Here is a 15,537-nt window from a genome sequence, read left to right on the forward strand (position 1 = left end):
AAATACACATTGACATAAATGAAAGGACATTGATATAATTTTTTATTTTGATTTTTTTATGATAATTTGTTATAATTACAAACAGTGAGGTGGAGAGCGAATGGCAAAAACTTTATCCGATATTAAAAAAGCGTTAGATTCCAATATCGGCAAACGCTTGACATTAAAAGCAAATGGCGGGAGAAGAAAAACAATTGAACGTTGCGGCATTTTGACAGAAACGTATCCTTCCGTGTTTGTCATTGAGCTCGATCAAACAGAAAATGCGTTCGAGCGCGTATCTTACAGCTATGCAGACGTACTAACAGAAACGGTCAAATTAACGTTTTTAGACGATGATCATATGGCGATGGGCAGGCAGTAGACATTTGTTTGCTGCTTTTTGTTTTGTGTTTTTAAACAAAAAACAGCAAATACTAAAGCTGTCGCGGTATTGGAAAGGAGCTGTTTGCGTTTGGGTCGACGTCGGGGAATCATGTCGCAGCGTTTTAAAGAGGAATTAGCGAAAGAGTTAGGGTTTTACGACGTGGTGCAAAAAGAAGGCTGGGGCGCCATCCGAGCGAAAGACGCGGGGAATATGGTGAAACTAGCGATACAAATGGCCGAACGGCATTTAGCTGACAAAACGAAGTAACGAAAACAACAGCCGCGACAGCCGAAGCTTCCCAGCTTCGGTTTTTTGTTTCTTTAAACGAGTGTTTCTTTGCAGGTAATATTAATGATCATCGCAGTTTTGTGGTAAAATGTTCGTATAAGTTTTGAAGTCGTTAAAGTAGGTGGACAGGTTGAGACTATTGGTAAAGGCTCCGGCAAAAATCAATTTATCGTTAGATGTATTACATAAGCGACCAGATGGATATCACGAAGTGAAAATGGTAATGACGACGATTGACTTAGCGGATCGGATCGAGTTAGTCCCGCTTGCTAGCGATGCGATCAAAATTGTATCGCATAATCGGTTTGTGCCGGACGATCACCGTAATTTGGCATATCAGGCTGCCAAATTGCTGAAAGAAACGTTTGGAATTCGGAAAGGAGTAGCGATCTCGATTACAAAAACGATCCCTGTAGCTGCCGGATTAGCAGGGGGAAGTAGCGATGCCGCTGCGACGTTGCGCGGGTTAAATAAGCTTTGGCAATTGGGACTGACGCTTGATGAATTAGCAGAGCTTGGTGCAAAAATCGGTTCGGACGTGTCGTTTTGCGTCTATGGCGGGACCGCGCTTGCAACCGGGCGCGGCGAAAAAATTGAGCATATTCCTGCCCCGCCACCATGTTGGGTGATTTTAGCGAAACCGACGATTGGAGTCTCGACAGCGGACGTGTATCGGAATTTAAATCTTCAACGCATTATTCATCCCGATGTCGATGGAATGGTACAAGCAATAAAAGATCGCGACTATGAACGAATTTGTTCGCTCGTGGGCAATGCGTTGGAAGATGTCACGCTCAGAATGCATCCGGAAGTCGCGCACATTAAAGAGCAAATGAAGCGTTTCGGAGCGGATGCGGTGTTAATGAGCGGAAGCGGTCCGACGGTTTTCGGTTTAGTTCAATACGATTCGCGCTTACAGCGAATTTACAACGGCTTGCGCGGATTTTGTGATCAAGTATTTGCCGTACGATTGTTGGGAGAACGGAATTCCCTTGATTAAATACGTACATTAATGTTATATTTACCTTAAAATATTCGGATTTCGGGAGGTCCATTTATGAAATTAAGGCGCAGTAGCCGCTTAGTGGATATGACGCATTATCTCCTTGAACACCCGCACCAATTAGTGCCGCTTACGTTTTTTGCTGAACGTTATCAATCCGCTAAATCGTCGATTAGCGAAGATTTAGCCATTATTAAACAAACGTTCGAGCAGCAAGGAATCGGAACGTTAAAAACGATTTCAGGCGCAGCGGGCGGTGTTCAGTACATTCCTAAAATATCGGTGAACGAAGCAAAAGCAACGGTCACTTATTTATGTGAGCAACTAGCCAATCCGGACCGGCTTTTGCCGGGAGGATATTTATATATGACGGATATTCTAGGCGATCCGCGGATTGTGAATAAAATCGGACGGCTATATGCGTCGCTTTTTGCAGACCGGGCCATTGATGTCGTCATGACGATCGCTACAAAAGGAATTCCGTTGGCATATGCCGTTGCTCATTTTTTAAACGTCCCTGTTGTCATTGTGCGCCATGATAATAAAGTAACGGAAGGGTCCATGGTAAGCATTAATTACGTTTCTGGTTCGTCGAAGCGCATTCAAACGATGGTCTTGGCGAAACGCAGTTTAGCCGAAGGCACGAACGTGTTAATCGTCGACGATTTTATGAAAGCAGGCGGAACGATCAACGGAATGATTAGCTTACTAAATGAATTCAACGCCCGAGTAGCTGGTATTGGCGTGCTCGTTGAATCAGAAGAGCCGAGCGAACGGCTTGTTGATGAATATATTTCCTTAGTAAAGCTCTCTTCTGTTAATATAAAAGAGAAACAAATTACGATTAACGAAGGAAACTACATGAACTTTATCGAGTAAAAGAAAGGGGACTGTCATCATGAAAAAAGTGGAAACAACAAAAGCACCACAAGCGATTGGACCTTATTCACAAGGAATCATTGTCAACAATATGTTTTACAGCTCTGGACAAATTCCGTTGACTCCAGAAGGAGAAATGATCCAAGGAGATGTCAAAGAGCAAACTCACCAAGTGTTTAAAAATTTACAAGCCGTTCTTGAAGCAGCAGGAGCATCGCTTGACACGGTTGTTAAAACGACTGTGTTCTTAAAAAGTATGGATGATTTTGCGGCGATGAACGAAGTGTACGGGCAATATTTCAGCGAACATAAACCGGCGCGTTCTTGTGTGGCCGTTGCGAAATTGCCGAAAGATGCGCTAGTTGAAATCGAAGTCATTGCGTTAGTGAAATAATGAGTAACTGACGTATGCTCACCTACCTTTCCCACAATTTTGACAGAAACCGGTCGTTTTAGATATTTTTGGCTCTTCACCGAAAGTTGTACTTGACTATTTCAGAACACGCCTTCTCTGTACTTATAAGGAAAAATCAGTAAATCAGATTTTTCGTACACGGCGGCTCAAGAAAATCCCCCGCTTGTCAAGTACATGTTGTGGTGATGAACCATATTTTTTAAAAAATTTTTATAAAAAAAGAAGGAAATGCGAGGGGAATGTGGAATAAAATTAACCAAGTTCTGATATAGGGAAAAGGTGGTGAGCATAATGGAAGTAACTGACGTAAGATTACGCCGCGTGAATACCGAAGGACGTATGAGAGCAATTGCCTCTATTACGTTGGATAATGAATTCGTTGTGCATGATATCCGCGTAATCGACGGCAATAATGGTTTGTTTGTCGCCATGCCAAGCAAGCGTACTCCTGACGGGGAATTTCGCGACATCGCGCATCCGATTAATTCCACAACCCGCGGGAAAATTCAAGAGGCCGTATTGGCCGAGTATTACCGCTTAGGTGAGCTTGAAGAAGAGCTTGAAGAAGCTGGTGCTTCTTAAATAGAAAAAGCCTGTTCGAATCGGACAGGCTTTTAATTTTTGACAAAACAGAATGTTTCCTTGAAATACATAGCTAATTGAGATATATTCAATATGGATAAAAAGGTAATTGGAGGCCCTATTCATGAAACGATATGCGGTAATATTGGCGGCGGGACAGGGGACACGAATGAAATCGAAGCTATATAAAGTGTTGCACCCTGTTTGCGGCAAGCCAATGGTTCAGCATGTAGTCGATCAAGTGTTGCAGCTTGATCTCGAAAAACTCGTTACAGTTGTCGGATTCGGTGCCGAACAAGTCAAAGCGCAAATCGGAGATCAAAGCGAATTTGCGCTGCAAGAAGAACAGCTGGGAACAGCACATGCGGTGATGCAAGCAGCTCCTTATTTGCAAGACAAAGATGGAGTGACGCTTGTCGTTTGCGGAGATACCCCTCTCATTACAGCTGAAACAATGAAAGCGTTGTTAGAACATCACCTTGCTACTAATGCAAAAGCGACGATTTTAACAGCAATAGCAGAAAATCCTGCTGGTTATGGTCGCATCGTTCGGAACCGTGAAGGGCATGTGGAAAAAATTGTGGAACATAAAGATGCGACAGAAGCAGAACGGGCGATCAACGAAATTAATACAGGTACGTATTGCTTCGACAACCGCTCTTTATTTGAAGCGCTTGCAAATGTATCCAATCACAACGTCCAAGGGGAGTATTACTTAACGGATGTCATCGAGATTTTAAAAACGAAAGGGGAAATTGTTTCCGCTTATCAAGCGCCTTCTTTTGCAGAAACAATTGGAGTCAATGACCGCGTCGCTCTTTCTCAAGCTGAAAAAATCATGCGCGAACGCATTAATCGTCACCATATGACAAATGGTGTGACGATTATCGATCCAGAGCATACATATATATCACCGGAAGTCAAAATTGGACGTGACACCGTGATTTATCCTGGTACTGTCATTGAAGGGGCAACGGTGATTGGTGAAGACTGCATCATTGGCCCACATTCCGAAATTAAACATTGTTTGATCGGCAACCATACAACGATTCGCCATTCAGTAGCTCACGATAGCGAAATTGGCGATCACGTTACGATCGGACCGTTTGCTCATATTCGGCCATCTTCGAAAATTGGCGATGAAGTTCGGATCGGAAACTTTGTGGAAATTAAAAAATCAACGTTCGGAAAAGGAAGCAAAGCGTCGCATTTAAGCTACATCGGCGATGCAGAAGTAGGAGCAGACGTGAATTTAGGTTGCGGCTCGATTACGGTGAACTATGATGGGAAAAATAAATATTTAACGAAAATTGAAGATGGGGCATTTGTTGGGTGTAACGCGAACTTAATTGCCCCTGTTACGATTGGGAAAGGTGCTTATGTAGCGGCCGGTTCTACGATTACCGATGATGTGCCGGGGAATGCTTTATCAATTGCCCGCGCCCGTCAAGTGAATAAAGAAAATTATGTCGATCGCCTTAACGTTAAGAAAAATTCCTGATGGAGGTTTATCATGTCTCAATATCTTGATTCGAGTTTGAAACTGTTCGCGTTAAATTCTAATATGAAATTGGCGGAAGAGATTGCTCAAGTCATTGGTGTACAGCTCGGAAAATGTTCGGTATCTCGGTTTAGCGACGGTGAAATTCAAATTAATATTGAGGAGAGCATTCGCGGTGGGGACGTGTTTGTCATTCAATCGACAAGCGCTCCTGTCAATGAACATTTAATGGAACTTTTGATTATGATTGATGCATTGAAGCGCGCATCTGCTAAAACGATTAGTATCGTCATGCCTTATTACGGCTATGCTCGGCAAGATCGTAAAGCGCGTTCTCGTGAACCGATCACCGCAAAATTAGTGGCTAATCTTTTAGAAACAGCGGGTGCTTCTCGCGTCATTACACTTGATCTACACGCACCGCAAATTCAAGGATTTTTTGACATTCCGATCGATCATTTAATGGGTGTGCCAATTTTAGCGGATTATTTTAAAAACAAAAACCTCCAAGACATTGTGATCGTATCCCCGGATCACGGCGGAGTGACACGGGCGCGCAGACTAGCGGATCGTCTAAAAGCCCCGATTGCGATTATTGATAAACGTCGTCCGAAGCCAAATGTGGCTGAAGTCATGAATATTGTTGGACAAGTGGAAGGAAAAACTGCTATCCTAATTGATGATATTATTGATACGGCGGGGACGATTACATTAGCGGCGAACGCGTTAGTGGAAAACGGAGCGGCTGACGTGTACGCATGTTGTACACATCCGGTTTTATCAGGGCCAGCGATTGAACGGATTCAAAATTCTAAAATTAAAGAATTGGTTGTAACGAACTCCATTGCGCTTCCGGAAGAGAAGAAAATTGATAAAATTGTAGAGTTATCTGTTGCTCCTTTGATTGCAGAAGCGATCATTCGCATTTATGAAAAACAATCCATTAGCGCTTTATTCGATTAATTGAAACGGATGTTTAAATCTTCTTGTTTTAGGACAAAGTAATCCGTAGATTCTAAAACAGGAGGGTGATCATTCGTGGCTGTATTAGAGGCGAAAAAGCGGGCAGAAGACAAACGTTCTTATCTTCGGACCATTCGGTTACAAGGAAACATTCCGGGTGTACTCTATGGGAAAAATGTAAACAATAAAGCGATTTTTGTGAATGCGGCTGATTTTATTAAAACGATTCGCGAGGCAGGGCGCAATGCTTTAATTACGCTAAAAGTAGACGAAGAAAGCCATTCTGCTTTGCTTCGCGACATTCAAAAAGACCCGCTTCGCAGTGAAATCATCCATGTCGATTTTCAAGCGGTCGATATGTCAACAGAGGTAGATGTTGACGTGAACGTGCATTTGATCGGAGATGCAGCCGGTGTGAAAGATGGCGGCGTATTGCAACAATCGTTGCATCAGCTGTCCATTCGCGCGTTGCCGGCGAACATTCCGCCTTCGATTGACATCGACATTTCTCATTTGCAAGTCGGCGATACGCTGACGGTCGGGGATATTCACACTGACGGGAAATACGAGATCAATCATGAGCCGACCGAAGTCATTGCATCGGTTTTACCACCGAAGCAAGAAGAAGAAATTCATAGTGGTGAACAACAAGAGGCTGGGCGGCCTGAAGCAGAAGAAGGGCGAGAAACAACACCAGAATCATAATGGAGGCTGTCTAAAAAGGTTTTACTATAGTATTTCGCGTATATATGGTGATGCAAAAGGGTGTCCTGTTACTTTTGGGACACCCACTTTGTACTACTACGTAAAGGTACGCACGAATCGTTTTCGCATATGAAAGAGAGGAGATCAACTGTTGAAGTTATTCGTCGGTTTAGGAAACCCAGGAAAAGAGTACGAAGAGACGAGGCATAATGTCGGGTTCATGGTTATTGATGAACTAGTAAAGCGGTGGAATCTTTCTTATAGCCAAGCAAAATTTAACGGAGTTTTTGCCTCCCATCTCATTTCCGGAGAAAAAGTTATCTTATGCAAACCGTTGACATATATGAACTTATCAGGAGAATGTGTGCGCCCGCTGATCGATTATTTTAAAATAGATCTTGAAGATGTCGTCGTTATTTACGACGATTTAGATCTTCCGGTCGGGAAAATTCGTTTGCGCACAAAAGGGAGTGCCGGAGGGCATAACGGCATTAAATCGCTCATTCATCATTTAGGCACAGAGCAATTCAAACGAATTCGCGTTGGCATTGGCCGTCCGCAAAACGGGCAAAAAATAACAGATTATGTATTAGGGAGATTTCAAGCCGAAGAAGCATCGGAAATCAAACAAGCGATTGACCGCGCGGCGGATGCTTGTGAAAAATTTGTTACCCAATCATTTTTACAAGTGATGAATGAATTTAACGCATGAATAAATTCCTCCCTAATGGTAAAAAATAAATGTATGGAAAGACCATTGGGAGGTTACGGACATGGCACTGCATTATTATTGCCGACATTGTGGAGTCAAAATCGGAACGCTCGATCACGTTTCATTATATAGCGAACAGCTAGGATTTCATCATTTAACAGAAGAAGAACGATTAGAAATGATCTCGTATTTGCCAAACGGAGAAATTCAAGTCAAAACGATTTGTGAAGATTGTCAAGAAGCGCTAGAGCGGTATCCGGAATGGCATCAATACGAGAAATTTATTCAGTAGAGAGCTTTGGGCATACCAAAGCGTTTTTGCATTTACTGTTATGAGAGGAGGGGAGTTAGGTGCGCGCATTGCATCATTATTTTGTAGAAAACCAAGATATTCAATCGATTATGAAAGGAATCGAAGCGGGACTGAGGGAACAACTTGTTACCGGTTTATCCGGTTCGGCGCGATCTGTTTTTTTATCGTCCATTTATAAAGAAACAGGCAGACCGCTCCTTGTAGTAGCTCATAATTTATTTCAAGCACAAAAAATATATGATGATCTTGTGCAGCTACTTGGGATGGGGGAAGTGTTTCTTTATCCTGTGAATGAAATGATTGCCGCAGAGATGGCAATCGCCAGCCCGGAATTAAAAGCGCAAAGACTTGAAGTGATGAATTATTGGACGAAACAAAAAAAAGGAATTGTCGTCACCCCGGTTGCCGGCATCCGCCGATTGCTGCCGCCAAAATCGTTGTGGGAAGAAAATTTACTAACGATTGAAACGGGAAAAGAATTTGATTTAGATGTGTATAAACACCGCCTTGTGCAAATGGGATATAAACGTACGTCGACCGTGTCAACGCCAGGGGAATTTAGCATTCGTGGTGGCATTGTGGACATTTACCCGCTAACTACAGAACTCCCGTATCGGATTGAGTTGTTTGATACAGAGGTGGAATCGATCCGGACGTTTACGGTCGATGATCAGCGCTCACAAGAAGAAGTAGAGCAAATTTTAATCGGTCCAGCCGATGAAATGCTTGTATATGGGGAAGTTTTGCAGCGCGGGATTGAACGGATTGAACAGGGACTTTCCGAAAGCGTCAAAACATTAAAAGATGAAAAAGCGAAACAACTATTGCTTGAACATATTTCATTTGAGCTCGAGCAGCTTAAACAAGGGCAAGTCATTGAACAGCAATATAAATATTCGGCGCTTTTTTATGATTGGCCTGCTAGTTTACTAGATTATATGCCGGAAAACGGTTTGTTGCTGTTGGATGAAGTAAGCCGGCTTTATGAAACGTCGGAAAATTTAGATAAAGAAGAGGCGGAATGGTACACAAGCTTATTATCAGCAGGGAAAATCATTCATGACATCCCGATCTCCCACTCTTTTTCCGATTTATTGCAAACATGCAAAAAGCCGCGCGTTTATTTATCGCTATTTTTGCGCCACGTTCCGCATACGCATCCGCAAAATATTGTGAACGTTTCCTGCAAGCAGATGCAAAATTTTCACGGACAGATGGAGTTGTTAAAAACAGAATTGGAACGTTGGAAAAAAGCGAAATATGCCGTCGTCTTTTTAGCTCCGAATACAGAGCGGCTCAAAAAATTGCAAGCGGTTTTAGAAGATTACGAAATGGATGTATCGCCATTGCCAGAAGGAGCGCCGCTCATGCATGGCAAATGTCAACTGCTGCAAGGTGATTTAAATACGGGCTTTGAAATGCCGTTACAAAAATTGGCGGTCATCACAGAAGAAGAATTGTTCAAAAAACGAGTCAAAAAGCCGATTCGACGGCAAAAACTATCGAACGCGGAACGAATTAAAAGTTATTCAGAACTGCAAGTCGGCGATTATGTTGTGCACGTCAATCACGGAATCGGCAAATATTTAGGGATTGAAACGTTAGAAATTAACGGCATTCATAAAGACTATATTCACATTCAGTACCAAGGCGGCGATACGTTATACGTTCCGGTCGATCAAATTGATCAAGTACAAAAATATGTCGGTTCTGAAGGGAAAGAGCCGAAAATTTACAAACTTGGCGGGACGGAATGGAAAAAGGTCAAGAAAAAAGTCGAATCATCGGTACAAGATATTGCAGAAGATTTAATTAAGCTTTATGCCGAACGCGAAGCAAGCAAAGGATACGCTTTTTCACCGGATACGGAAATGCAACGGGAGTTTGAGGCGGCCTTCCCGTATCAAGAAACAGAAGACCAGCTTCGTTCCATCGAAGAAATTAAGCGCGACATGGAAAGCGAAAAACCGATGGATCGTCTTTTATGTGGTGATGTTGGCTACGGAAAAACAGAAGTAGCGCTTCGGGCTGCTTTTAAAGCGATTATGGACGGAAAGCAAGTCGCCTTTCTCGTGCCGACGACGATTTTAGCGCAACAACATTACGAAACCGTTCGTGAGCGCTTTCAAGGGTATCCGATTAATGTAGGTTTGCTCAACCGTTTCCGCACGAAAAAACAGCAAACCGAAACGATTAAAGGATTGAAAGATGGCACGATTGATATGGTGATCGGCACGCATCGACTGTTATCAAAAGATGTTACATTTAAAGATTTAGGGTTGCTAATTATTGACGAAGAGCAGCGGTTCGGCGTCAGCCATAAAGAAAAAATTAAACAGCTCAAAGCGAATATCGATGTGCTTACATTAACGGCAACGCCGATTCCGCGAACGTTGCATATGTCGATGATCGGCGTCCGCGATTTATCGATCATTGAAACGCCGCCGGAAAATCGTTTCCCGGTGCAAACGTATGTGATGGAGTACACACCAGAATTAGTTCGTGAAGCGATCGAGCGTGAATTAGCAAGGGATGGCCAAGTGTTTGTTCTTTATAATCGCATCGAAGACATCGATGTCAAAGCGGAAGAAATTGCGACGCTTGTACCAGATGCGCGCGTCACCTATGCCCATGGACGAATGACAGAAAACGAACTAGAAAACGTCATGCTAGCGTTTTTAGAAGGACAATACGATGTGCTTGTGACGACGACGATTATCGAAACGGGTGTCGATATTCCGAACGTCAATACGTTGATTGTTTATGATGCCGATCGGATGGGGCTATCGCAGCTTTATCAGCTACGCGGGCGCGTCGGACGGTCGAATCGAGTCGCTTATGCGTATTTTACGTACCGAAAAGATAAAGTATTAAACGAAGTAGCCGAAAAACGCCTGCAAGCGATTAAAGAATTTACAGAGCTTGGATCCGGATTTAAAATTGCCATGCGGGACTTGTCGATTCGCGGAGCGGGCAATATATTAGGAGCGGAGCAGCACGGATTTATCGATTCGGTCGGGTTTGATTTGTACTCACAAATGCTAAAAGAAGCGATTGAAAAACGAAGAGGCATTCCGCAAGAAGAAAAGCCGGTGGAAGTAGAAATCGATATTGAAGTCGATGCTTACATTCCGGATACGTATATTCATGATGAGTTACAAAAAATCAATATGTACAAACGCTTTAAAGCGATTAGCACGCTTGAAGAACTGGAAGAACTCCGTGAAGAAATGCTCGACCGCTTCGGCGAATATCCAGATGAAGTCGATTATTTATTCCAAATTGCGGAAATGAAAGTATATGCAAAACAAAATGGGGTTGAATCGATTAAGCAACATAAACAACAAATTGATGTATTATTTACCGAGCAAGCTTCGAAAAAAGTACAAATTCAGCGTTTATCAAAAATCGGTAACCGCTATGGTCGCGTCTTCGGTTTTGGCATGGAAGGAGAAAAATTAAAAATTGTCCTTTATGTCAAAGGAATGAAACCGCAAGAATGGCTCGTCATTTTATACGAAACACTAAAAGAACTGGATTGCGAACAAAATGAAAAATCGGTAACCGCATAAGTTTATCGTTTAGGAAAAATGTCGATAATGGATGTTGGGGATTTTTATCTAAAATTGCAAAAATCACTTTCATCATGTATAGAAGTTGGTTTGTGAAGGATACTAATTTCAACAATGGTGGATTCTTCAATGAAGGATTCATCGGTGTATTCTTCAATCATTAGATGAAAGTGAGGCATCAATAGATGAAAGCAACTGGTATTGTTCGTCGAATTGATGATTTAGGAAGGGTTGTCATTCCAAAGGAAATTCGGAGAACGTTGCGTATCCGAGAAGGCGATCCGCTCGAAATATTTGTTGATCGTGATGGAGAAGTCATTTTAAAGAAATATTCGCCAATCAGTGAATTAAGCGATTTTGCAAAAGAGTACGCGGAAGCTTTGTTTGACAGTTTAGGACATCCGGTGTTAATTTGTGACCGCGACACATTTATTGCCGTTGCCGGTGTTTCGAAAAAAGAATTTCTCAATAAAAGCGTAAGTTCTTTACTTGAAAAGGTGATGGAAGAACGTCAGTCGGTGCTTCGCACAGAAGAAGGGGAAGCAGAAATGGTGGACGGGCATTCGGAACGGTGGAAATCGTACACGATCGCACCGATTGTCGCTAACGGTGATCCGATTGGAGCGGTCGTCATTTTATCGAAAGACAAAACAATTGGTGAAGTGGAACATAAAGCGGTCGAAACGGCTGCCAGCTTTTTAGCGCGGCAAATGGAGCAATAAGCATAACGCCTACACAAAAAGCGGAAAGCAACGTTTTCTGGCCAGCAAAACGCATAATTTTTATCAAGACAGCTTCTATGCTGTCTTTTTCTTTTGCGGTATAATGGCAAAGGTTAGGATTGATAACGGAAGGTGAAACAGATGGATCGGCCGCCAACGTCGAAAATATGGCAAGGGACGGTTATATTAGCCGTCGCTGCTTTTACGACAAAAGTATTAAGCGCTTTTTATCGCATTCCCTATCAAAATATTGTCGGGGATGTTGGTTTTTATATTTACCAGCAAGTATACCCGATTTACGGCATTATGGTTGCGTTAGCGACATACGGCTATCCAGTTGTTATTTCTAAGCTAGTAGCCGAACGGATTGAGGAAAACGATGGACAAGGTGTTACCGCCATTTTACAATTATCGTTTTGGTTTTTAAGTGCGATAGGAATTTTTTTCTTTTTTGTGTTATATGCCGGGGGAACGTATCTCGCGGAATGGATGGGGGATGAAAAGCTGACCCCTCTCCTTCATGTGATTGCTTTTTCGTTTTTATTACTCCCGTTTCTTGCGGTATTGCGCGGCTATTTTCAAGGGCAAAATGATATGGTTCCGACCGCTGTTTCCCAAGTAATCGAGCAGCTTGTGAGAGTGGGGACAATTATCGGTTTTTCTTACGTATTAATCCGAACGGGACATACGTTTTACGAAGCGGGGACTGGGGCAATTTTCGGTTCGTTAACGGGAGGATTCGCTGCTCTTTTCGTGTTGATCGCTTATTGGTTAAAAAACAAAAACATCCGAAAAACAAAGGCGGTAATCGATGCGAAAACCATTGTTCGATACTTATTCGTTCAAGGGTTGACGGTTTGTATAGCCAATATGGTATTGACGCTTACGCAGCTTGTCGATGCGATGTCATTACTTTCGTTGCTCAAAGATAGCGGTGTTAACGAACACGTTGCGCAGACGTTAAAAGGGGTGTACGACCGAGGCCAACCGCTCCTTCAACTCGGAACGGTCGTGGCCACGTCGTTTTCATTGACGCTCGTCCCGCTCATTGCCGGAGCGAAGAAGCGCGGTGATCAAGCTTTTATTTTAGAGAAGACGAATTTGTCCGTCCGGGTTGGCATGGTGGTCGGGATTGGTGCTGCACTTGGTCTGGCGTGTTTAATTCGTCCGACCAATGTAATGCTTTTTCAAAATGACGATGGCTCGTTGTCGCTTGCTGTATTAGTGCTTTCGATTTTTTTTACGACGATGTCGTTGACGATGTCGGCGATTTTGCAAGGAATTGGCTATGAATGGCTTGCGGTGATCGGAGTGGGCATTGCCGTTAGTTGCAAATGGCTAGGCAATGTAGTGTTCGTCCATTTATTTGGCGTTACTGGGGCATCACTTGCCACGTTGTTTGCTTATATGTTGATGTCGTTTTTTTTGTACCGAATGTTGCAACAAAAAATCGGTATCTGGTTGCTTGGCAAAAAAGAGGTATATTCTGTTATGAGAGCCGCATTAGTAATGGTTGTAGTGCTCAAGCTTTATATATGGGCAACGGAACCTTGGGGAGAGAGCCGTTTAGGTGCGACGGGGCAAGCGTTAGCTGGCGTGCTGCTTGGCGGCAGCGTTTATATTATAATGGTGTTAAAAGAGAAACTTTTCTCACCGCAAGAAGCATCCTTTTTTCCATTTGGAGAAAAATTGCGCATATTTCTTTCGAAAATGGGTGATGAACGATGAATACGATTTTTATTTTAGGGTTAGGAGCGGGAGATGTTGATCAACTACCGCTTGGTGTGTACCGGAAATTAAAAACCGCTTCGCCTCTTTTTTTGCGAACAAAGGAACATCCTGTTGTCGAGGCGCTCGCGGAAGAAGGCGTTTCTTTTACTTCATTCGATAATGTGTACGAGCAGCACGAAACGTTTGAACAAGTGTACGAAACGATCGTCTATACGCTGTTGGAGCACGTCCAAGCGGGCGATGTCTTTTATGCTGTCCCTGGTCACCCGCTCGTAGCGGAAAAGACGGTGCAGCTTTTATTGGAAGCAGAGAAACAAGGGCGATGCCGTGTGAAAATTGAAGGGGGGCAAAGCTTTCTAGATGCGTTGTTTACGGCGCTACGGATTGATCCGGTGGAAGGATTTCAATTGATCGATGCGACATCATTTCGTGAAGATGAATGGCAATTGACGAACCACCTCATTTTTTGCCAAGTGTACGATGCTTTAATTGCTTCGGAAGTGAAACTGGCGCTAATGGAGCAGCTTCCGGATGATTATCATGTATATGTCGTAACAGCTGCGGGAAGTGCAGAAGAAAAAGTGATGGAAATTCCCTTGTACGAGCTTGATCGCGTGACGACGCTTAACAATTTGACAAGCGTCTACGTACCACCTGTGAAAGATGAAACAATGCTGTATCACCGGTTTGAAATGTTGCGCCGCGTCATTGCCACGTTGCGCGGACCAAATGGCTGTCCATGGGATCGAAAACAAACGCATGAATCATTGAAAAAATATTTGCTAGAAGAAACGTATGAACTGTTTGAAGCGATTGATGCCCAAGATGATGACGGCATGATTGAAGAACTTGGCGATGTTTTATTGCAAGTGATGTTGCACGCGCAAATTGGTGAGGATGAAGGGATTTTTTCGATTCAAGATGTCATTAAGGCTGTGACAGAAAAAATGATCCGCCGTCACCCGCACGTTTTCGGAGATGTAGCGGTACAAAATGCGGACGAAGTCGTGCAAAACTGGCAACGTTTGAAAGAAGCAGAGAAAAAAGATCGGTCCGACTCATTGCTTGATGATGTCACAAAAAGTTTACCCAACTTGTTAAAAGCGTATGAATTTCAAGCGAAAGCTGCAAAAGTCGGCTTTGACTGGGACGATGTCCGTCCGATGTGGAAGAAAGTCGAGGAAGAAATGAAAGAGTTTCAACGTGAGTGTTCGCCACAAAAGCGGATCGAAGAGTTTGGCGATCTATTGTTTGCGCTCGTGAACATTGCCCGCTATTACAACATTAATCCGGAAGAAGCGTTACATATGACGAATACGAAGTTTTACCGCCGGTTTTCCTATATCGAGGAACAAGTGAAGAAACGTGGCTTACGCATCGAGGAATTATCACTAGAGCAGCTGGATCAATGGTGGGAAGAAGCGAAAGAGAAGGGACTATAGGAGGATTGGATATGCGGCTTGATAAGTTTTTAAAAGTGTCGCGCCTAATTAAACGGCGGACGTTGGCAAAAGAAGTAGCGGATCAAGGGCGGATTGCGATTAACGGCGTAACCGCTAAAGCAAGCTCAACGGTTAAAATCGGTGATGAGGTAACGATTCAGTTTGGAGAGAAAAAAGTGACCGTCAAAATTATGGATTTAAAAGAAACGACGAAAAAAGAAGAAGCGGCTGGGCTTTACGAAGTTATCAAAGAAGAGCGCATTTCCGCTGAAAACGAACTAACGTAGCTTGTTCTAAACGATTCCTCGCATTCATACATATAGTACAAACAGGAGAGGGAAA

General features: G+C 43.2%; 16 protein-coding genes. All 16 read left to right on the top strand.

The annotated features are described in order from the left end of the window. Positions 1-100 precede the first annotated feature (100 nt). The 16 genes from veg to M4I42_RS09360 all read left to right on the top strand — a co-directional run bounded on the left by veg (position 101) and on the right by M4I42_RS09360 (position 15,482). Positions 101-364, top strand: coding sequence for a biofilm formation stimulator Veg (veg, locus tag M4I42_RS09285; RefSeq protein WP_268851912.1), 264 nt, complete (start codon positions 101-103; stop codon positions 362-364). Between the two features lie 90 nt (positions 365-454). Next, complete coding sequence (locus tag M4I42_RS09290) at positions 455-634, top strand: small, acid-soluble spore protein, alpha/beta type (protein ID WP_268851913.1); 180 nt, start codon at positions 455-457, stop codon at positions 632-634. 151 nt (positions 635-785) lie between these two features. Then, on the top strand, positions 786-1,655 hold the full coding sequence (ispE, locus tag M4I42_RS09295; protein ID WP_268851914.1) for a 4-(cytidine 5'-diphospho)-2-C-methyl-D-erythritol kinase: 870 nt from the start codon (positions 786-788) through the stop codon (positions 1,653-1,655). Positions 1,656-1,712: 57 nt separating this feature from the next. Further along, positions 1,713-2,537 (top strand): pur operon repressor, encoded by an 825-nt coding sequence (gene purR, locus M4I42_RS09300; RefSeq protein WP_268851915.1) that lies wholly within the window; start codon positions 1,713-1,715, stop codon positions 2,535-2,537. 19 nt (positions 2,538-2,556) lie between these two features. After that, positions 2,557-2,931 carry a RidA family protein gene (locus tag M4I42_RS09305; protein WP_268851916.1) on the top strand — a complete coding sequence of 125 codons (375 nt, stop codon included), beginning with the start codon at positions 2,557-2,559 and terminating at the stop codon, positions 2,929-2,931. Between the two features lie 312 nt (positions 2,932-3,243). Next, positions 3,244-3,534, top strand: coding sequence for a septation regulator SpoVG (spoVG, locus tag M4I42_RS09310; protein WP_268851917.1), 291 nt, complete (start codon positions 3,244-3,246; stop codon positions 3,532-3,534). 124 nt (positions 3,535-3,658) lie between these two features. Continuing rightward, positions 3,659-5,035 (top strand): bifunctional UDP-N-acetylglucosamine diphosphorylase/glucosamine-1-phosphate N-acetyltransferase GlmU, encoded by a 1,377-nt coding sequence (gene glmU / locus M4I42_RS09315; protein WP_268851918.1) that lies wholly within the window; start codon positions 3,659-3,661, stop codon positions 5,033-5,035. A 9-nt stretch (positions 5,036-5,044) separates the two neighbouring features. Continuing rightward, positions 5,045-5,998 carry a ribose-phosphate diphosphokinase gene (locus M4I42_RS09320; RefSeq protein WP_268851948.1) on the top strand — a complete coding sequence of 318 codons (954 nt, stop codon included), beginning with the start codon at positions 5,045-5,047 and terminating at the stop codon, positions 5,996-5,998. A 75-nt stretch (positions 5,999-6,073) separates the two neighbouring features. Next, positions 6,074-6,703, top strand: coding sequence for a 50S ribosomal protein L25/general stress protein Ctc (locus tag M4I42_RS09325; RefSeq protein WP_268851919.1), 630 nt, complete (start codon positions 6,074-6,076; stop codon positions 6,701-6,703). A 151-nt stretch (positions 6,704-6,854) separates the two neighbouring features. After that, entirely contained in the window at positions 6,855-7,415 is a 561-nt protein-coding gene (gene pth / locus M4I42_RS09330; RefSeq protein WP_268851920.1) for an aminoacyl-tRNA hydrolase, read from the top strand. A gap of 61 nt (positions 7,416-7,476) precedes the next feature. Next, positions 7,477-7,707, top strand: coding sequence for an anti-sigma-F factor Fin family protein (locus tag M4I42_RS09335; protein ID WP_268851921.1), 231 nt, complete (start codon positions 7,477-7,479; stop codon positions 7,705-7,707). A gap of 59 nt (positions 7,708-7,766) precedes the next feature. Further along, positions 7,767-11,300 carry a transcription-repair coupling factor gene (gene mfd / locus M4I42_RS09340; RefSeq protein ID WP_268851922.1) on the top strand — a complete coding sequence of 1,178 codons (3,534 nt, stop codon included), beginning with the start codon at positions 7,767-7,769 and terminating at the stop codon, positions 11,298-11,300. A gap of 185 nt (positions 11,301-11,485) precedes the next feature. After that, the gene (gene spoVT / locus M4I42_RS09345) at positions 11,486-12,022 is read left to right on the top strand and encodes a stage V sporulation protein T (RefSeq protein WP_268851923.1); all 537 of its coding nucleotides are present in this window, start codon (positions 11,486-11,488) and stop codon (positions 12,020-12,022) included. A 141-nt stretch (positions 12,023-12,163) separates the two neighbouring features. Continuing rightward, positions 12,164-13,750 (top strand): putative polysaccharide biosynthesis protein, encoded by a 1,587-nt coding sequence (locus M4I42_RS09350; protein ID WP_268851924.1) that lies wholly within the window; start codon positions 12,164-12,166, stop codon positions 13,748-13,750. Continuing rightward, entirely contained in the window at positions 13,747-15,195 is a 1,449-nt protein-coding gene (gene mazG, locus M4I42_RS09355; protein ID WP_268851925.1) for a nucleoside triphosphate pyrophosphohydrolase, read from the top strand. Before M4I42_RS09350 ends, mazG begins: the two co-directional genes overlap by 4 nt. Positions 15,196-15,206: 11 nt before the next feature. Beyond that, entirely contained in the window at positions 15,207-15,482 is a 276-nt protein-coding gene (locus tag M4I42_RS09360; protein ID WP_268851926.1) for an RNA-binding S4 domain-containing protein, read from the top strand. The last annotated feature ends 55 nt before the right edge of the window (positions 15,483-15,537 follow it).

It is taken from the genome of Anoxybacillus sp. J5B_2022, assembly GCF_026847645.1.
Taxonomy (GTDB): domain Bacteria; phylum Bacillota; class Bacilli; order Bacillales; family Anoxybacillaceae; genus Anoxybacteroides.